The 17818-nt window shown below is 61.0% G+C and carries 17 protein-coding genes; 10 read left to right on the top strand and 7 right to left on the bottom strand.

From position 1 onward, the window contains the following. Positions 1 to 108 precede the first annotated feature (108 nt). The 3 genes from AC13QO_RS09630 to AC13QO_RS09620 form a co-directional block, all read right to left on the bottom strand. Entirely contained in the window at positions 109 to 1098 is a 990-nt protein-coding gene (locus tag AC13QO_RS09630) for a WD40 repeat domain-containing protein (protein WP_488540527.1), read from the bottom strand. Continuing rightward, a complete protein-coding gene (locus AC13QO_RS09625; protein WP_488540526.1) occupies positions 1098 to 2192 on the bottom strand; it encodes a CobW family GTP-binding protein in 1095 nt (364 codons plus the stop codon). Before AC13QO_RS09625 ends, AC13QO_RS09630 begins: the two co-directional genes overlap by 1 nt. Before the next feature lie 145 nt (positions 2193 to 2337). Continuing rightward, positions 2338 to 3126 carry a creatininase family protein gene (locus tag AC13QO_RS09620; RefSeq protein WP_488540525.1) on the bottom strand — a complete coding sequence of 263 codons (789 nt, stop codon included), beginning with the start codon at positions 3124 to 3126 and terminating at the stop codon, positions 2338 to 2340. 85 nt (positions 3127 to 3211) lie between these two features. Here AC13QO_RS09620 and AC13QO_RS09615 point away from each other — a divergent pair, with 85 nt between their 5' ends. The 3 genes from AC13QO_RS09615 to AC13QO_RS09605 all read left to right on the top strand — a co-directional run bounded on the left by AC13QO_RS09615 (position 3212) and on the right by AC13QO_RS09605 (position 5877). After that, positions 3212 to 3724, top strand: a complete 513-nt coding sequence (locus AC13QO_RS09615) for a MarR family winged helix-turn-helix transcriptional regulator (protein ID WP_183698678.1) — start codon at positions 3212 to 3214, stop codon at positions 3722 to 3724. Positions 3725 to 3843: 119 nt separating this feature from the next. Beyond that, positions 3844 to 4866, top strand: coding sequence for a LacI family DNA-binding transcriptional regulator (locus AC13QO_RS09610; RefSeq protein ID WP_020922290.1), 1023 nt, complete (start codon positions 3844 to 3846; stop codon positions 4864 to 4866). Between the two features lie 27 nt (positions 4867 to 4893). Beyond that, positions 4894 to 5877 (top strand): 2-hydroxyacid dehydrogenase, encoded by a 984-nt coding sequence (locus tag AC13QO_RS09605; protein WP_488540524.1) that lies wholly within the window; start codon positions 4894 to 4896, stop codon positions 5875 to 5877. Here AC13QO_RS09605 and AC13QO_RS09600 read toward each other — a convergent pair. Next, on the bottom strand, positions 5874 to 6653 hold the full coding sequence (locus AC13QO_RS09600) for a gamma-glutamyl-gamma-aminobutyrate hydrolase family protein (RefSeq protein WP_221112653.1): 780 nt from the start codon (positions 6651 to 6653) through the stop codon (positions 5874 to 5876). The genes AC13QO_RS09605 and AC13QO_RS09600 overlap by 4 nt on opposite strands. Positions 6654 to 6942: 289 nt before the next feature. On the opposite strand from AC13QO_RS09600, the gene AC13QO_RS09595 reads away from it, so the two are divergent. After that, on the top strand, positions 6943 to 8049 hold the full coding sequence (locus AC13QO_RS09595) for a TRAP transporter substrate-binding protein (protein WP_064804998.1): 1107 nt from the start codon (positions 6943 to 6945) through the stop codon (positions 8047 to 8049). Positions 8050 to 8130: 81 nt separating this feature from the next. Here AC13QO_RS09595 and AC13QO_RS09590 read toward each other — a convergent pair whose 3' ends face one another. Together AC13QO_RS09590 and AC13QO_RS09585 are read right to left on the bottom strand one after the other, a co-directional pair. Continuing rightward, positions 8131 to 9624 (bottom strand): TRAP transporter large permease, encoded by a 1494-nt coding sequence (locus AC13QO_RS09590; protein ID WP_085779492.1) that lies wholly within the window; start codon positions 9622 to 9624, stop codon positions 8131 to 8133. A 20-nt stretch (positions 9625 to 9644) separates the two neighbouring features. Beyond that, positions 9645 to 10184 carry a TRAP transporter small permease subunit gene (locus AC13QO_RS09585; RefSeq protein ID WP_085779491.1) on the bottom strand — a complete coding sequence of 180 codons (540 nt, stop codon included), beginning with the start codon at positions 10182 to 10184 and terminating at the stop codon, positions 9645 to 9647. Between the two features lie 317 nt (positions 10185 to 10501). Between AC13QO_RS09585 and AC13QO_RS09580 the strand changes: the two genes are divergently transcribed. The 6 genes from AC13QO_RS09580 (at position 10502) to AC13QO_RS09555 (ending at position 17299) form a co-directional block, all read left to right on the top strand. Then, complete coding sequence (locus tag AC13QO_RS09580; RefSeq protein ID WP_488540523.1) at positions 10502 to 12805, top strand: putative bifunctional diguanylate cyclase/phosphodiesterase; 2304 nt, start codon at positions 10502 to 10504, stop codon at positions 12803 to 12805. Positions 12806 to 12943: 138 nt separating this feature from the next. Then, positions 12944 to 13696, top strand: coding sequence for an N-acyl amino acid synthase FeeM domain-containing protein (locus AC13QO_RS09575; protein WP_085779489.1), 753 nt, complete (start codon positions 12944 to 12946; stop codon positions 13694 to 13696). Between the two features lie 224 nt (positions 13697 to 13920). Next, entirely contained in the window at positions 13921 to 14145 is a 225-nt protein-coding gene (locus AC13QO_RS09570; RefSeq protein ID WP_011426827.1) for an aa3-type cytochrome c oxidase subunit IV, read from the top strand. 205 nt (positions 14146 to 14350) lie between these two features. Continuing rightward, positions 14351 to 15499: a Re/Si-specific NAD(P)(+) transhydrogenase subunit alpha gene (locus tag AC13QO_RS09565; RefSeq protein WP_488540522.1), complete on the top strand. Its 1149-nt coding sequence runs from the start codon at positions 14351 to 14353 to the stop codon at positions 15497 to 15499. Further along, positions 15499 to 15897 carry a proton-translocating transhydrogenase family protein gene (locus tag AC13QO_RS09560; RefSeq protein ID WP_085779487.1) on the top strand — a complete coding sequence of 133 codons (399 nt, stop codon included), beginning with the start codon at positions 15499 to 15501 and terminating at the stop codon, positions 15895 to 15897. The genes AC13QO_RS09565 and AC13QO_RS09560 overlap by 1 nt, the downstream gene beginning before the upstream one ends. A gap of 7 nt (positions 15898 to 15904) precedes the next feature. Beyond that, entirely contained in the window at positions 15905 to 17299 is a 1395-nt protein-coding gene (locus tag AC13QO_RS09555; protein ID WP_285192527.1) for an NAD(P)(+) transhydrogenase (Re/Si-specific) subunit beta, read from the top strand. Positions 17300 to 17329: 30 nt separating this feature from the next. On the opposite strand, the gene AC13QO_RS09550 is transcribed toward AC13QO_RS09555, so the two are convergent. Then, positions 17330 to 17812 carry a DUF992 domain-containing protein gene (locus tag AC13QO_RS09550; RefSeq protein ID WP_085779485.1) on the bottom strand — a complete coding sequence of 161 codons (483 nt, stop codon included), beginning with the start codon at positions 17810 to 17812 and terminating at the stop codon, positions 17330 to 17332. Between the last annotated feature and the right edge of the window lie 6 nt (positions 17813 to 17818).

The following is a 17818-nucleotide window of genomic DNA, read 5'->3' as shown; positions in this document are numbered from 1 at the left end:
AGTCCGGTATTCTAAGGCTTTGGCATCCGATCTTCCAGCCAGTTCGGTTAAGCCGGCGCCCGTATATGGGCAGCGCCAAGCGCGACGATTTCAGGCGCCGCCAAGGGCTCAGGCCGAGATGTCGACAACGCCGCAATCGCCGGCTTCGGAGGCGAAGGCCAGCAGTTTGCCGTTTGCGCTCCAGCTCATGGCTGTAATCGCGCCCTTGCCGGGTCGGCGCAACAGGGCTTCCTTGCTGTCGGCGATGCGAACGGCGAGGATCATGCCGTCGATGAAACCGATGGCGAGGATATCTTCCAGCGGGTGGAACTTCACCGAGGTCGCCATGATGTTGGCGCGGGTACCGAGCTCGAGCGGCGCCTTGCCCATCGGCCCGTCCTTGCCCTGGAAGGGCCAGACGATGGCAGCCGGGGCGCCCGAGGAGGCGAGCCATTTACCCTTGATCGACCAGGAAAGGGATTTCACCTTGGCGGGGTAGCCGGTCATGCGCATGTGGCGAGCTTCGGCCCCGGGTTTGCTATCGAGCTTCCAGCCGTGCAAGGCGTTTTCCTGCATCGAGGTGACGAGGAAATTGCCATCGGGCGAGAAGGTGACGGCGGTATGCGCGCCCTTCCATTCGAGATCGACCGGCTTGGCGCTCATGCCGACCCAGTGGAGCGACACGCCGTTGTAACGGGCGGCGGCGATGCGCAGACCCTTCGGCGCGAAGGCGATGCCTTCGACCGTGCGCTCCTCTGCGAATTCCTTGGTCGTGCCGTCGGCAAGGCGCACGAGCGAACTTTTGCCGTAGGAATAGGCGATGGCGCCTTGGGGGCCGGCCGCGACCTGCGAGATCCATTTGCGCGGCGCGCTCGCGAGTTCGCAGACGCTGCCGTCGGCCGCGATGCGCAGGACCTTGCCGTCCTCGCCGCCCGAGATCAGGCTTTCGCTATAGGGATCGCGGATCGCGGTGAGCATGCCTTGATGGGCTTCTGAAACCCTCTCGCCGCCGTCCAGCCGGTGAAACGTGCCGTTTGCGTTTGCGAAGAAGGGAATATCACCTAAAAATTCGACGGCCAGAATGTGGCCGTCGAGGTCAAGCGGTGCAACTGTCGGCATCAGGCAGCCGCCTCGCAGGCCTTGAAGGAAGCCTCGAGTTTTTCGCGGTCGAGATCGCGGCCGATGAAGACGAGACGGCTTTCATGCTTCTCGCCCTCCTTCCACGGACGCTGGTGATCGCCTTCGATGATCATGTGCACGCCCTGGACGACGTAACGCTGGGGGTCGTCCTTGAAGGCGATGATGCCCTTGAGGCGAAGAATGTTCGGGCCCTGCATCTGGGTGACCTTCTGAATCCAGGGGAAGAAGCGTTCCGGGTTCATCTGGCCACCGCGCAGCGACACCGACTGCACCGTCACATCGTGGATCGCCGACATGGCGCCATGGTGATGATGCTCGTGCCCGTGGTGATCATGGTGATGGTCGTGTTCATGACCATGCTGATGGTGGTCGTGACCGCAATCCGGGCCGCAGACGTGGTCGTCATGGCCGTGCTCCAGGAAATGCGGATCGTTTTCTAGTGCGCGTTCCAGGCTGAAGGCGCCCTGATCGAGCACGCGGGCGAGGTCGACGCCGGAGCGGCTGGTCTTGTAGACGCGGGCGGCCGGGTTGATGGCGCGGACGATGTCTTCGATCACATCCAGTTCTTCCGCGGTGACGAGGTCGCTCTTGTTGATGACGACCACATCGGCGAAGGCGATCTGGTCCTCGGCCTCGCGGCTGTCCTTCAGGCGCAGCGGCAGGTGCTTGGCGTCGACAAGCGCGATGACGGCGTCGAGCTCGGTCTTGGCGCGCACGTCGTCGTCCATGAAGAAAGTCTGAGCGACGGGTACCGGATCGGCAAGTCCCGTCGTCTCGACGATGATGCCGTCGAAACGGCCGGGGCGGCGCATCAGGCCTTCGACGACGCGGATCAGGTCGCCGCGCACCGTGCAACAGACGCAGCCATTGTTCATCTCGTAGATTTCTTCATCCGATTCGACGATCAGGTCGTTATCGATGCCGATTTCGCCGAACTCGTTGACGATGACCGCATATTTCTTGCCGTGGTTTTCGGAGAGGATGCGGTTGAGCAAGGTCGTCTTGCCGGCACCGAGATAACCGGTGAGCACGGTGACGGGAATAGGCTTCTGGGTGGAGATCGCGTCGGTCATGAGAACCTCTAAATTAGGCGTACGGCCGAACGGCTAGGGATCGGCCTTTGAGCGGTTGGTCTCATATAATGGCATGGGCACCGCAGTTCAAAGGATTTTATATGTTATAAGATCACGTCGCCGCCCGATGCAGACGATCGCTTTTTCAACGGAGTTCGCCGACGTCGAATGCATCGACATCCTCCAAAAGTTCCACCAGCCCCTTCACCGCATGAGCAATCAACGCCTCGCCCTTTTCGGCCGTCGCAGCCGCGGCATTGCCAGCCACGCCTTGTTCGTTAATGTCCGACATCTTCCAGCCGAAGGCATGCTGTCCGTAGGCGCGCAGGTGCTTGAAGCGGGTGGCGAATTCCGTCTGCCGCGAGGAAAAATCCTCAGCCTTTGCCATGTCTACCTTGTCGGAGTGAAGCGCCAGCATGACCGAGGTCTCGATATCGCCGCCATGGATGCCGATCGCCTTTTCCTCCGGCGCAATCACGCCATCTGGCAGGCCGAAGCGGGTCCAGCTCGTCGCCACCGCCAGCATGGCAAAGCGGACCCGCGCCTCGGTCGCGACGACCGATATCAGAGGCGAATTGCCGCCATGGGCGTTCAGCATAACGAATTTGCGAATGTCTCTCTTCGCCAGCCCTTCGGCAATGCCGAGCCAGCGGTTGACCGCTTCGTCGAAGGCGAGCGTCTTCGTTCCTTCAACATCCATATGTTCTACGGAATAGCCGACCGATTCGGTGGGCAGGAAGGTTACCGACAGTCCGGCGGGTAGGGCCTTCTTCAATCTTCCGGCGATGCCGTTGGCAATTAGCGTGTCGGTTTCGAAGGGCAGATGAGGGCCATGCTGCTCATGGGCACCGAGCGGCAGCAGGGCGATCGGGCGGCCTGCGCCGGAGGCACGGACCGAGCCGCTGTCGTCGAAGCGGGGCGAAGGCGTCATCATCCGGTCGTTGCCTCTTGTTTATGACGAGATCATGGGCAATGTCATATCGCAGAGGCGTCGGGGCTTAAAGATCAAAGGGATGGCTATGGGAAAGAAGCATAAGGACGGCAAGAAGAGCAAGTCCAAGAAGAAGGACCAGACGGAGTACACGCTCGTCGATCTTTCTCCGGCGCTCACCCAGGCGGCCCGTTCCATGCGCACGGTGCTCTCGCGCAACCTGTTTGAAAGCGGTCTCTATGCCGGCCAGGACGGCGTCATTCTCTCGCTTGCCGAGAGCGACGGTATGACGGCGGGGGGCCTTGCGCAAAAGCTCGGGGTTAAGGCGCCGACGATGACGCGGACGATCGGCCGCATGGAGGCGCAGGGCTTTCTCGAGCGCAAGCCCGATGCCGAGGATGCGCGCCTCACCAAGGTCTATCTCACTGCGCTCGGCCGTGACAGCGTGCGGGCGATCGAAATGGCGGCCTCGGCCTGTGACAGACTGGCGACGCAGGAATTTTCAGAAAAGGAAATCCGCAATCTGGTTCGCCTGCTGAAGGCGATCGACGCCAATTTGCAAGCCGAAGCGCACGGTATCGAAGAACCGGACGAAGACTGAAATTTCTCCTGAAAGACGAATTGCCTCCGCCGGTTAAATCTTTTAATTAAACATTTTAAGGGGACCGCGCCGGTTGCCGTGCGGTCTTGCTGTCTTGCGTGCTGCCTGGAGGAGGACACGTGGTCCAGAAGATCAAGCTATCGACAATCGCCGAAACGCTCGGCATTTCAACAGCGACCGTATCGCTCGCCTTGCGCGACAGCCCGCTGGTGGCCGGCAATACGCGGGAGAAGATCAAGGAGCAGGCGCGCGCGCTTGGCTATATCTACAACCGGCGTGCCGCCAGCCTGCGCACCTCACGCTCGGGCATCATCGGTGTCGTCGTGCACGACATCATGAACCCTTTCTACGGCGAAATCCTGAAGGCGATCGAAAGCGAGCTCGACCGCAGCCGCCATACCTTCATTCTATCCAATCATTATGACAATGTCGAAAAGCAGCGCACCTTCATCGAGACGCTTCTGCAGCTCGGCGGCGACGGCGTCATCATGTCGCCGGCGATCGGTACCCCGCCGGAAGATCTGCAGTTGGCGGAAGAGAACGGCATGCCGGCGATCCTCGTCGCCCGCTCGATGGACGGTCTGGAGCTGCCGACCTATCGCGGTGACGACAGCTATGGCATCTCGCTCGCCACCAATCACCTGATCGGTCTCGGTCACCGCTCGATCGCCATGATCGGCGGTACGGACCAGACATCCACCGGCCGCGACCGCTACCAGGGTTATGTCAACGCCCTGCGCAAGGCGGGCATCGAAGTCGATCCGAATCTGCGCATTCCCGGGCCCCGCTCGAAGCAGGGCGGTTTCGAGGCGGCGGTGCATTTCCTCTCGCTGCCGCAGAAGCCGACGGCGGCGGTCTGCTGGAACGATCTCGTCGCGATCGGCCTGATGAACGGCATTGCCCGCGCCGGTCTGGTGCCGGGCCGCGATATTTCCGTCACCGGTTATGACGATCTCGAGGAAGCCTCGATCGCCACGCCGGCGTTGACGACCGTCTGGAACGGCCAGACCGAAGTCGGCCGTCTGGCTGCGCGCGCACTTCTCGATCGTCTTGCCGGCAGCCACGAACCTGACGGCATGCATCTCATCAAGCCGGAAATGCGCATCCGCCAGTCGACCAGCCCCCATCGGCCCCGCGCCTGAACCAGACCCCGTCCAAGAGGAAAAGCCATGTCCCGCATCGCCATTCTCGTTCCTGGGAAAATACACGAACGTGTTCTCGAAAGGCTGAAGGATCGTTTTGAAATCATCGCTGTCGCTCGCGAGGAAAGGCTGACGCTCGACAGCGACACTGCCGGCCGCATCCGCGGCGTCGCCGTCTCCGGCGCTTTTCCCGGCGCCTGGATGGACCAGTTGCCTGGTGTCGAGGTGATCGCCAGTTTCGGCGTCGGTTATGACGGCATGGATGTGAAGCGTGCAGCCGAAAAGGGCATCGTCGTCACCAATACGCCAGATGTTTTGAACGACGAGGTTGCCGATACGGCGATCGGCCTGCTCCTGAACACGATCCGCGAATTGCCGCGGGCCGAAGCCTGGCTGCGTGCCGGCAACTGGAAGCCGGGCACGGCTTATCCGCTGTCACGTTTCTCGCTCAAGGGCCGCCATGTCGGGCTCTACGGCCTTGGCCGCATCGGCCTCGAGATCGCCAGGCGGCTGGAGCCGTTCAAGGTGAAGATCAGTTATCACACGCGTTCGCGCCATGCGGATGCGCCCTACGATTATCACCCGACGTTGAAGGGCTTGGCGGAGGCCGTGGATACGCTGATTGCCATCGTTCCGAAGACGCCGCAGACGCATAAGACGATCGATGCCGATATCCTGGCCGCTCTCGGTCCGAACGGAGTTCTCGTCAATGTCGGCCGCGGCTGGACGGTTGATGAAGAAGCGCTGAGTGCCGCCCTCGCATCAGGCGCGCTCGGTGCGGCCGGCCTCGACGTCTTTTATGAAGAACCGAGCGTGCCGTCCGGCCTGCTGGAACCGGCCAATACGGTGCTGCTGCCGCACGTCGCCTCGGCCTCCGTGCCCACCCGCGTGGCGATGGCCGATCTGGTTGCCGACAATCTCATCGCCTGGTTCGAGAAAGGGGCAGCGCTGACGCCGGTGCCGGAGACGCCGCAAAAAAATTCAGCGCGGCTGAGCTCGACTGCCTCCTAGGCGGTCGCCGGTGCTGTGATAACCGGACGTTTGCCGCCGGCGTAGCTGCGGACGGCGTCGCCGAAGGCGGCAAACAGCTTGTTCGACGCCTTGTCGGTTTCGGCCCAATATTCCGGGTGCCATTGCACGCCGACGGCGAAGGCCTTGGCATCGATGACGGAAACGGCTTCCACGGTGCCGTCTTCGGCGATTGCTTCCACCTGCAGGCGCGGTGCGGTTCTGGCGATCGCCTGGCGATGCAGCGAATTCACGCGGATATCGCCTGAACCGAGAATGCCTGCTATGCAGGAGCCTTCCTTGACATGGACGGTCTGGCGGATGGCATACATGCCGTCACGGTCGACCCCTTCCGGCCGGCGATGATCCCAGATGCCGGGCTGCTCATGGATCTCGCTTGCCAGCGAGCCGCCGAGAGCGACATTCAGTTCCTGAATGCCGCGGCAGATGGCAAGCAGCGGGATGGCGCGGTCGATGGCGCGGCGGATCAGCGGCAAACTGGTGGCGTCGCGGGCGGGGTCGAAGGGACCGTCCCTGTCAGTCGCCTCGGCGCCATAGAGCGAGGGATGCACATTGCTGGCCGAGCCTGATACCAGCAGACCATCGACGCGGTCGAGCACCGCGTCGGGATCGTAGCCTGCCTCGAAGGCGGGGATCACGAAGGCCATGACGCCGGCCGCATTCAATGCGGCACCGACATATTGATGCTGCACGGCATGCCAGGTCGCGCCGTCGAAGCTGCGGATATCGGCAGGAATGGCAACGATTGGTTTCGTCATGTTTGCACCGGTAAAATCTTCTGCTCGTCGTTTTTGCCGCCAGAACGGCGGTGGAGTCAACGCCTGGCTTTGTCCGAGGACCAATTGCACCGCAAACGGCGCCGCGGCTCCGGGGCTCGCGCTAAGCTGCTGATTTTGATGGACGCCTTGCGCGCTACCTATTGCTATCCTGATGCCAAAGGTTAATAGACTAAAGCTTGAATCGCGGCCCCCTCCATGCTTAGCTCTGCCCTCGCTGCGGGTAGGGATGGATTGGCCGCGCAGTGCCATCTGTACGGGAGGTTTTTTGATGGATCGTCGTTCGTTTTTTAAGAAGGCGGGAACCGCCAGTGCCGGCGCGGTTGCGGCAACGGCGCTGGCGGCGCCTGCGATCGCGCAAGAGAATCCGAAGATCGCTTGGCGCATGACGTCTTCGTTTCCGAAGAGCCTGGATACGATCTATGGCGGTGCCGAAGACATCGCCAAGCATGTTGCCGCTGCGACCGACGGCAATTTCACCATCCAGCCTTTCGCGGCCGGTGAAGTCGTGCCGGGCCTGCAGGCTGTCGATGCGGTGGCCGCCGGTACGGTCGAGGCAGCCCACACCACCTCCTATTATTTCGTCGGCAAGGATCCGGCCTATGCCTTCGGAACAGCCATCCCGTTTGGATTGAACAGCCGCCTGACCAACGCCTGGTTCTACGAAGGCAATGGCAATACGCTGATGAACGAGTTCTACGCCACGCAGGGCATGTATGCCCTGCCGGCCGGCAATACCGGCGCACAGATGGGCGGCTGGTTCCGCAAGGAAATCAACACGCTTGACGATCTGAAGGGCGTGAAGATGCGCATTGCCGGCCTTGCCGGACGCATCATGGAGAAGGTCGGCGTCGTCCCACAGCAGATCGCCGGCGGCGACATCTACCCGGCGCTCGAAAAGGGCACGATCGATGCGGCGGAATTCGTCGGCCCCTATGACGACCTGAAGCTCGGCTTCCACAAGGTGGCGAAGTACTACTATTACCCGGGCTGGTGGGAAGGCGGCCCGACGGTGCACGCCTTCTTCAATCTGGATAAATGGAGCAACCTGCCGAAGCACTATCAGGCAGCGCTCACCGACGCCTGCGCCTTCGCCAACACCAACATGCTGGCGAAATACGACATGAAAAACCCGACGGCGCTGAAACAACTCGTTGCCGAGGGTGCGACGTTGCGCCCGTTCAGCCAGGAGATCATGGAAGCCTGCTTCCAGGCGGCAATGGGCATCTACGGCGAAATCTCGGCCAATAACCAGTATTTCAAGAAGATCTACGAGGATCAGACCGCCTTCAAGCGCGACGCCTATCTGTGGATGCAGCTTTCGGAATACACCTTCGATACGTTCATGATGATCCAGCAGCGGGCCGGGAAGCTTTAGCCTTTCCGCGACCGACATCGACGCTTTAGGCGAATGTAAGAAAAACCCCGGATCGTTGATCCGGGGTTTATTTTTGTTTGGCTATTTGGCAGGCGCGGGCGGGGCTCCCGGCAGGCCGTTCAGCGGCGGCAGGGTGAGGCCCGGTATCTGCGGCGAGCCGTTGCCGCCGCCGCCCACCGGCGGCAGGCCGAGCTGGCCGCCAAATCCCGGCACTTCGATCTTGATCGAGTTCGGATCGACCTTGGGGCCATGGTCAAGCCAGTAGGTGACCGATTGCGGCCAGAAGATCACGATCGCAACCAGAATAATCTGCATGCCGACCCAGGGCAGGGCGCCCATGTAGATATCGGAGGTCTTGACGTCCTTGCTGGCGATCGAGCGGAGGTAGAACAGCGCGAAGCCGAAAGGCGGATGCATGAAGCTGGTCTGCATGTTGACGCAGATCAGGACACCGAACCAGATCAGGTCGATCCCAAGGCTGGAGGCAACGGGCGCGAGCATTGGAATGACGATGAAAGCGATCTCGAAGAAATCGAGAAAGAAAGCCAGCACGAAGATGAAGATGTTGACGAAGATCAGGAAACCGACCGGCCCGCCGGGAATGCCCGACAGCATGTGCTCGATCCACCGCGAACCATCCATGCCCTGGAAGACCAGGCTGAAGCAGGTGGAGCCGACCAGGATCATCACCACCATTGATGTAATATGCGTGGTCGATGTCATTGCTTCGCGGATTAGCGGCCAGGTGAGACGGCGGTTCATGGCTGCCAGCGCCATTGCGCCGACGACGCCGAGCGCGCCGGCTTCCGTCGGTGTCGCAAGGCCCATAAAAATCGTACCGAGCACGAGGAAGATCAGCACGATTGAGGGCACCATGCCCATCAGCACTTTCGCCAAAAGCGCCCAGTTGAAGTCGCCGCGCACCTCTTTCGGCAGCGGTGGCATCGATTTCGGCTGGATGATCGACATCACCAGGATGAAGAGCACGAAAATCGTCACCTGCAGGATCGAGGGGCCGATGGCGCCGAGATACATGTCGCCGACCGATCTGCCAAGCTGGTCGGCGAGAACGACGAGCACGAGCGAGGGCGGGATCACCTGGGTGATGGTGCCAGAAGCGGCGATGACGCCGGTGGCAAGGCGCGGGCTGTAGCCGTAGCGCAGCATGATCGGCAGCGAGATCACCCCCATGGTAATGACGGAGGCGGCTACCGTGCCGGTGATGGCGCCGAGCACGGCGCCGACGAGGATGACGGCATAGGCGAGGCCGCCGGGAACGCCGCCGAAGAGCTTGCCGGTGCCTTCGAGCAGATCCTCGGCAAGGCCGCAGCGTTCCAATATCGCTCCCATGAAGGTGAAGAAGGGAATGGCGAGCAAGAGGTCGTTGGAGACGATGCCGAAAAAGCGCAGCGGCAGCGCTTGCAGAAAGGCTTCGCTGAAATGGCCGGTGACGATGCCGATGATGCCGAAGAACAGGCCGACGGCAGCGAGTGAAAAGGCGACCGGAAAGCCGTAGAGCATGAAGATGACCATGCCCAGGAACATGGCCGGCGGAATGATGCCGAAATCAAACAAATCCGTTCCTCCCGGGAGCGCTACTGCAGTGGCTTTTCGTATTTGGTGTCGATGCTGATTTGGCCGGTCAGCGCTGCGATCCGCTTGATCAGCTCGGAAACGCCCTGAAGGGAAAGCAGCGCGAAGCCGGCGACGAGGATCAGCTTTACGGGCCAGCGGATCAGCCCGCCGGCATTGGCCGATATTTCCCCCTGCCGGTAGGAAAGCGCGAAGAAGGGCCAGCAGAGCCAGGTGAGGAAGACGCAGACGGGGATGAGGAACAGGATGAGGCCGACAATGTCGATCCAGATCTTCGCCTTGTCGGACACTGCGCCATAAATCAGATCGACACGAACGTGCTCATTGTTGCGCAGAGCATGCGAGGCGCCGAGCATGACGACGAAGGCAAAGAGGTACCACTGGATCTCAAGCCAGCCGTTCGAACTGTAGTTGAAGGTGTAGCGAACGATGGCATTACCGGCGCTGATGAGACAGCAGAACAGGACCATATATTCGGAAAGTTTGCCCATGATCCGACTGATCGAATCAATCAGCCGGCTTGCCGCCAAAAGTGTCGACATTCGTTTCCCTTGTTCTTGTCCTGCCATTTTTCGGCAGCTTTCCCTCTTTCGAATCGGTGTAGACCACGGCCTTTGAAATTGGAAGGATAAATGCCTCTGGTTAGAGCATAGTCTAAGTCGCAACAGGCGGCAGTCGATGTTTTAACAACCTAAGCGTGGATAAATTATTTCCTTATTCTCGCCAGGAGGATGCATGATCTCGCGTAGGCTGCGGTGTTCATCCGCTGGTTTTAGAAAATTTGACCAAATGTTTGATTCGATTGAAATCAATTTTTAAAGGGTTGGGCTTAGAATCCCCGCGCACAGGGAAAGTGTGGATGAAGCCAGATAACCCGAAAAGGGTCCCTATTGATGTATATTTGTCGTTTGTGAGCTCCCTTTCCGGGAACCGCATGACGCTTCTTGTCGGCGTGATCGTTCATGTCGCGACGTGCCTTGCTGTGGCTGCCAAGACGCAATACTCCATCTACATCCTGCTGTCGGTTGCCTTCCTTCTGGTCTTCAGCGCTCGCATGGCCATCTTCCGGCAGTTCGATCATGTCGACAAACAGAGCCTGTCGCGCGCGGGAATCGAGCGTTGGGAGCGGATTCTTGTTGGCGCCGGATCCTGCACCACCGCACTCCTCGGCATCGCCAGCGGCTACGCTATCTTCGTCGTGCACGATTCCTTTGCGGAGCTTGCCTGCATTTCCGTCACCATGGCGACCATGGTTTCCGTTGTCGGGCGCAACTACGGCTCGCGCTTCGCAGTCGACCTCCAGACGGCCTTCTGCTGCCTGCCGATGATCGTCGGCAGCCTGCTGGCGCTCGACTTCTATCGCGGCGTGCTGTCGATCTTTCTCATCCCCTTTTGGCTGACGACGCGGGCGATGGCGAACGGCGTGCGCGAATTTCTGTACGAGAATGTTATCGCGCGCCGGGAAATCACCATCATCGCCGACCGTTTCGACACGGCGCTCAACAACATGCCGCATGGCCTCGTCATGGTCGATGACGAAAACCGCATCCAGGTCGTCAACCGCAAGGCCTGCGAACTGCTGAAAATCGGCGCGCCGGAGCGGCTGAAGGACCGCGATCTTGGCGCCGTGCTGCGCTATGGCGCACGCTACAGCTTCATGGACGCCTCACAGCCGGAGCTCATCCTGCGCCAGCTCACCCAGGTGGCCGAAGGCAACTTGTCGCGCACGCTCATTCACTTTCCCGAGGCCCTGTCGCTCGAATTCTCCGCCAGCCGCAGAGCTGACGGTGGCGCGGTGCTGATCTTCGAAGACGTATCCAGCCGTGTGAAGGCCGAGCAGAAGATCATGCATATGGTCCGCTTCGATGCGCTGACCGGCCTGCCGAACCGTGAATATTTCGGCCAGCTGGTGCAGGAGTATCTCGCCAAGAATCCGAGGAAATCGGGGCCGCTTGGCTTTATGGTGCTCGATATCGACGAGTTCAAACATGTCAACGACATGCGCGGTCACGTCACCGGCGACCATCTGCTTTGCGCCATCGCCGCCCGCATCAAACAGGTCTGTGGCAACGCCATCCTCGGCCGGTTGATGGGCGACCAGTTCATCGTGTTCTTCCCGCATGCGAAGGAGCCGGCCTCACTCGATCTCGAGATCCGTCGCGTGCACGCTGGGATCCAGGGCCATTATGAAGTCGACGAGCTGACCTTCCTCATTTCGCTTAGTGCCGGTTACGCCATTCTCGAAAGTTCCGCTTTTGCGATGGACGAATGGAGTGTCAAGGCGGATCTTGCGCTGTTCGAGAGCAAGTCTCGCTTCAAGGGCGGCATATCAGGCTTCGAGCGCGAGATGGACGGGCGCTATATCGAGCAGCAGAAGCTGAAAGCAGATCTTCGCGAGGCGGTCGCGGCACAGGCGCTGCACCTCGTCTTTCAGCCGATGTTCCGGGCTGACGGTTCGCGCATCGAATGCGCCGAGGCGTTGGCGCGGTGGGTGCATCCGGAGAAGGGCTCGATCCCGCCCGACGTCTTCATTCGGCTCGCCGAGGATATGGGCATCATCTCCGACATTACCCGTTTCGTGCTGTCGCAGGCCTGCAGCGAATGCATGACCTGGCCGGAGCACATCGCCGTCTCGGTTAATCTCTCGGCACGGGATTTGCGCGATGCCGACATTTTGTCGGTGGTCGCCGACGCGCTTGCCCATTCCGGGCTCAACGCGGCGCGGCTGCATCTCGAAGTCACCGAAAGCTGCCTGATCGACGAGCCGCAGGCTGTGCGCGCGATCCTGGCGGAACTCAGAGCCCGCGGCATCACGATTGCGATCGACGATTTCGGCACCGGCTTCTCCAGTCTCAGTTATCTCGACACGCTGCCGCTCGATATCGTCAAAATCGACCGCTCCTTCGTGCGGAATATCGTCGAGGATACTCGCCGCCTCAAGCTGCTGCGAGGGACGGTCAATCTCGCCCGGGAACTCGGTCTGAAGATCGTCATCGAAGGTGTCGAGACTGACGAGCAGCTCGCTCTGCTCAACAAACACCGCAGCACCGATCTGGTACAGGGCTATGTTTTCTCGCGGCCGGTGCCTTCCCAGAACATCCCACTCCTGCAACAGGGCGTCGGCCGCCGCGCGGTCCAACGTCGCCGCAACAAGGTCGCCTGAGCCTTCGGTAGCCGCCGATGTTCCTTGTGATACCCCGCCGTTAACCTTAATACTTTATAAACGGCCCGAATTATCAGATTTTCTTGCCTAAACCTCACTGACGTATGATTAATGATCCGTTAACGAGTGGATCAAAATATGTCAGACACACTGTTCACGCGTAGTGATTTCAGTACGAAAATTTTGGAAATTCTGGATCATGTCGAATATCGCCGTGTCGAAAGCAGCGAAGACATGGAGGAGGTGGAGCGGCTGCGCTACAAAGCCTACAAGGCCCACGGCGCGCTGTCGCTTGCCCCGGAAGGCCTGTTGGACGATGTCGATTTCGACAGCCATGCCTATATCTTCGGTCTCTACTATTATGGCGAACTGGTCAGTACGATCCGAATTCATTATGTGACGCCGGAGCATCGTATCAGCCGGTCCGGAGAGGCCTTTCCCGAGGCGATGGATGAGCTTCTGGACGCCGGGCTAACCTTGATCGACCCGGCGCGTTTCGCGGCGGACCCGGAGCTCACCGCCAACATGCCTTGGGTTCCCTACCTGACGCTGAGACCCGCCATCGTCGCAGCAGCGTATTTCCGGGCTGACCGCGTTATTCAGTCCGTTCGGCCCCCGCATGCCGCCTTCTATAAGCGGGTCTTCTATGCCGATACTATTGTGCCCGGCCGACTGGCGGAGAGTTACGGGGTTGATGTGACGCTGATGGCGACGAATGTGGTGGAGGTCGGGCGCAAGCTGTTGACGCGCTATCCCTTCTTCATCTCCAGCGCCAGCGAACAGCGCATGATGTTTTCGCGCAATCCCCACGATACGCTGCCGCCGCTTACCATCATCCCGACGGCGCGCTTCGTGCCGCAAGGTGAACTCGGCACCGACCTGCCGCTGTAATTTCTCCTGCTCTGCGAATGAGGAGAGGTTATGCAGCAGTGAGGAGATCCGCAGCCGGCGCCCTCACGTTTTTCCTTGCGGAAGAAGGTGGCTTGGAACCCGCGGCTGCGGCATTCTCATGCATTGCGCTTTCGCCTGTCATTGTGTAATTCGTGCAGGCAGGGACTTCCCTCGGCCTAAGAGGGAATCAGGCAGCGCAAAAGCATTTCAGGGAGACGATATTTATGGCCGAACATCATACCGGACCGGTCGAGACCGGCGCGCCGATGGATTACAAGGAACATGAGCAGACCTACAACATGTTCATTGCCGGCACGAAATACGGCACGATGCTTCTCGTCGTTCTCCTGCTCGCAATGACCGCCGGTTTCTTCGGCGGCGCCGGCCTTCTCGGCGGTCTCTTCGTCTTCATCGTTCTTCTCGCCGCCGGCATCTTCCTGTTCCGCTGATCGCGGCTGGCGCATCGGCTGAAAATCGCAATCGATTTTCGGCAAACACGATGTGTCTATTCAAGGGGGTTGGAGCGTCTTTCTGCGTCCGGGGGGACGCAGGCGCTCTAAGGGGAGGGGAGGCTTCTCCGAAGCCTTGTGAATTAGGTGCTTGGCCTGCGCAGGCGAGCCTGCGGCGGTCTGGCTGACCCGGAGGAGGGGGCAGTTGGGCAATATTGTTTTCGTTGCAAGGGAAACCACGGACGGGGAGACGCGTGTCGCGGCCTCCGCCGAGACTGTGAAGAAGATGAAGGGTTTCGGTTTCGACATCGTCGTCGAGGCCGGCGCCGGTTCGGCTTCGCGCATTCCGGACGCCGAATTCGAGGCCGTAGGCGCCAGGATCGGCAGTTTTGCCGATGCAGCCTCCGCCGACGTGGTGCTGAAGGTGCGCCGCCCGAGCCCACCGGAAATCGCGGGTTACAAGAGCGGCGCCGTTGTCATCGCGATCATGGACCCCTACGGCAATGACGAGGCGATTGCCGCACTCGCAAGCGCCGGGCTTTCGACCTTCGCCATGGAGCTGATGCCGCGCATCACCCGCGCGCAGTCCATGGACGTGCTCTCCTCTCAGGCCAATCTCGCCGGCTACCAGGCCGTCATCGAGGCCGCGGCGGTCTACGACCGCGCCATGCCCATGATGATGACGGCGGCAGGCACCGTGCCGGCGGCCAAGGTCTTCGTCATGGGCGCCGGCGTCGCCGGTCTTCAGGCGATCGCCACCGCGCGCCGCCTGGGTGCCGCAGTCTCGGCGACCGACGTGCGCCCGGCCGCCAAAGAGCAGGTCGCCTCACTCGGCGCCAAGTTCATCGCCGTCGAGGACGAGGAGTTCAAGGCGGCGGAAACGGCCGGCGGTTATGCCAAGGAAATGTCCGCAGACTATCAGGCGAAGCAGGCAGCCCTCGTCGCCGAACACATCGCCAAGCAGGATATCGTCATCACCACGGCTCTCATTCCCGGCCGGCCGGCGCCGCGGCTCGTTTCGCGCGCCATGCTTTGCTCGATGAAGCCGGGTGCGGTCGCCGTCGACCTCGCGGTTGAGCGCGGCGGCAATATCGAGGGGGTCGTTGCCGGCGAGGTCGCCGACGTCGACGGCGTCAGCGTGATCGGCTTTGCGAATATGCCGGGCCGGGTCGCGGCCAGCGCCTCGGCGCTTTACGCCAAGAACCTCGTCACCTTCCTCGAGACGATGGTCAACAAGGAAACGAAGGCGGTCGTCGTCAACCTCGACGACGAGCTCGTCAAGGCGACGATGCTGACCTATGCCGGCGACGTGGTTCATCCCGCCTTCGGCGGCGCGAAGAAGGGAGACATGTGATGGCCAGTGAAGCAATGGACAGAGCGCTGCAGCAGTTGAACGAAGCGGTGACGGCCGTTGCCACTGCAGCCGCGCAGGCTCCGGAAGCGGCAAGTGCGGCGACCGGCGGGGCGATCGATCCCTTCGTCTTCCAGCTGGCGATCTTCGTCTTGTCGATTTTCGTCGGCTATTACGTCGTCTGGTCGGTGACGCCGGCGCTGCATACGCCGCTGATGGCAGTGACCAACGCGATCTCGTCGGTCATCGTCGTCGGCGCGCTGCTGGCGGTCGGCATCTCCACAAGCGGTCTTGCGACCGGTTTCGGTTTCGTCGCCCTGGTGCTGGTTTCGGTCAACATCTTCGGCGGCTTCCTGGTCACGCAGCGCATGCTTTCGATGTACCGCAAGAAGGACAGGTGAGCGATCGATGACCAGTATCGCAGCTTTCCTCTACCTCGTTTCCGGCGTTCTCTTCATTCTGGCGCTGCGCGGCCTCTCCCATCCGGCCACCAGCCGCAAGGGCAATCTCTTCGGCATGATCGGCATGGGTATCGCCATCCTGACGACGCTGGTGCTGGCGACGCCCAACTTCGGCGGGTTCGTGCTGATCATCCTCGGCCTTGCCATCGGCGGCAGCGTCGGCGCCTATGTCGCCCGCACCATCGCCATGACCTCGATGCCGCAGCTCGTCGCCGGCTTCCACTCGCTGGTCGGGCTTGCCGCCGTGCTGGTGGCTGCCTCGGCGCTCTATACACCAGCTTCTTTCCGTATCGGCGAGATCGGCCATATCCACACCGAGGCGCGCATCGAAATGGCGCTCGGCGTGGCAATCGGGGCGCTGACCTTCACCGGCTCGATCATCGCCTTCCTGAAGCTTGACGGGCGCATGTCCGGCAAGCCGATCCTGCTGCCCTACCGGCACCTGATCAATGCAACCCTGCTGGCGCTGATCGTGCTCTTCATCATCGGCCTTGCCGCGACCGAAAGCCATTTCGACTTCTGGGCGGTCGTGGCACTGTCGCTGGCGCTCGGTGTTCTGCTGATCGTGCCGATCGGTGGCGCCGACATGCCCGTCGTCGTTTCGATGCTGAACTCCTATTCCGGATGGGCTGCGGCCGGCATCGGCTTCACGCTCGGCAATCTGGCGCTGATCATCACCGGAGCGCTCGTCGGCTCCTCCGGCGCCATCCTGTCGTATATCATGTGCAAGGGCATGAACCGCTCCTTCATCTCCGTCATTCTCGGCGGTTTCGGCGGCGAGACGGCGTCCGGCGGGACCGACACGTCAGACAGGACGGTCAAGCTCGGCTCCGCCGAGGATGCGGCCTATCTGATGGCCAATGCCTCGAAGGTCATCATCGTGCCGGGATACGGCATGGCGGTCGCTCAGGCTCAGCATGCGCTGCGCGAATTAGCCGATAATCTCAAGAAGAACGGCGTCGAGGTGAAATATGCGATCCACCCGGTTGCAGGCCGCATGCCCGGCCATATGAACGTGCTGCTGGCCGAAGCCAATGTTCCCTATGACGAGGTCTTCGAGCTCGAGGACATCAATTCGGAATTTGCCCAGGCCGACGTCGCCTATGTAATCGGCGCCAATGACGTCACCAATCCGGCTGCGCGCGACGACAAGACCTCGCCGATCTACGGCATGCCGATCCTCGACGTCGATCGGGCGAAGACCTGCCTTTTCGTCAAGCGCTCGCTTGGTTCGGGTTATGCCGGCATCGACAACACGCTGTTCTACAAGGACGGCACGATGATGCTGCTCGGCGACGCCAAGAAAATGACCGAGGATATCAACAAGGCGATCGCGCATTGAGCCGATGAGCCGCCCTTCGGGGCGGCTTTCTCATATTTCGCCCGGCACCAGCGTCATCTTCTCGACGCCGATCGCCAGGTTCAGCCCTTCCTGGGCCTGAACATTCAGAGGCTGCAGCATGAAAGCCTTATTGGTGCCGCCGGCGATCACTTTGGCGCCGGCGCCCGCACCGATGCTCGCATCAGCGCCGACTCCGTAGTATTCGCCGGCAAGGGCGAATTGCGGCATGTCGGTGCCGGTCTTTGCCAGGACCTGCCAGATCATCACGCTCTTGCCCGTCTGGCCGATGTCGAGGCCGAATTTCTCGATTTTGCCGGCATAGACCGCCTTGGCGCCGCCGGCTGCCGGTGTATAGGTGCAGATGAGGTTCTTCTGCGAGGTGACGATCAGACCCTGACCGCCATCCGATCCGCAGACCAGACGGCCAAGCGTCACATAATTTTCTGCGCTCGCCGGGCTTGCCCAGGCAGCCGCGGTCAGAGCCGCGGTGGCAATCATCGTTTGCTTGAACATGGTCCT

The sequence above is a fragment of the Rhizobium sp. CNPSo 3670 genome, assembly GCF_057784555.1.
The sequence above is the reverse complement of the archived record's forward strand: the minus strand, read 5'-3'. Positions and strand labels throughout refer to the sequence as shown.

What these genes read in the sequence shown, in the direction of transcription:
- AC13QO_RS09555 (WP_285192527.1), top strand. Translation starts at nt 15,905, where the DNA reads ATGACCAGTATCGCAGCTTTCCTCTACCTCGTTTCCGGCGTTCTCTTC.
- AC13QO_RS09615 (WP_183698678.1), top strand. Translation starts at nt 3,212, where the DNA reads ATGGGAAAGAAGCATAAGGACGGCAAGAAGAGCAAGTCCAAGAAGAAG.
- AC13QO_RS09630 (WP_488540527.1), bottom strand. Translation starts at nt 1,098, where the DNA reads ATGCCGACAGTTGCACCGCTTGACCTCGACGGCCACATTCTGGCCGTC.
- AC13QO_RS09570 (WP_011426827.1), top strand. Translation starts at nt 13,921, where the DNA reads ATGGCCGAACATCATACCGGACCGGTCGAGACCGGCGCGCCGATGGAT.
- AC13QO_RS09600 (WP_221112653.1), bottom strand. Translation starts at nt 6,653, where the DNA reads ATGACGAAACCAATCGTTGCCATTCCTGCCGATATCCGCAGCTTCGAC.
- AC13QO_RS09560 (WP_085779487.1), top strand. Translation starts at nt 15,499, where the DNA reads ATGGCCAGTGAAGCAATGGACAGAGCGCTGCAGCAGTTGAACGAAGCG.
- AC13QO_RS09605 (WP_488540524.1), top strand. Translation starts at nt 4,894, where the DNA reads ATGTCCCGCATCGCCATTCTCGTTCCTGGGAAAATACACGAACGTGTT.
- AC13QO_RS09595 (WP_064804998.1), top strand. Translation starts at nt 6,943, where the DNA reads ATGGATCGTCGTTCGTTTTTTAAGAAGGCGGGAACCGCCAGTGCCGGC.
- AC13QO_RS09585 (WP_085779491.1), bottom strand. Translation starts at nt 10,184, where the DNA reads ATGTCGACACTTTTGGCGGCAAGCCGGCTGATTGATTCGATCAGTCGG.
- AC13QO_RS09580 (WP_488540523.1), top strand. Translation starts at nt 10,502, where the DNA reads ATGAAGCCAGATAACCCGAAAAGGGTCCCTATTGATGTATATTTGTCG.
- AC13QO_RS09550 (WP_085779485.1), bottom strand. Translation starts at nt 17,812, where the DNA reads ATGTTCAAGCAAACGATGATTGCCACCGCGGCTCTGACCGCGGCTGCC.
- AC13QO_RS09625 (WP_488540526.1), bottom strand. Translation starts at nt 2,192, where the DNA reads ATGACCGACGCGATCTCCACCCAGAAGCCTATTCCCGTCACCGTGCTC.
- AC13QO_RS09620 (WP_488540525.1), bottom strand. Translation starts at nt 3,126, where the DNA reads ATGATGACGCCTTCGCCCCGCTTCGACGACAGCGGCTCGGTCCGTGCC.
- AC13QO_RS09575 (WP_085779489.1), top strand. Translation starts at nt 12,944, where the DNA reads ATGTCAGACACACTGTTCACGCGTAGTGATTTCAGTACGAAAATTTTG.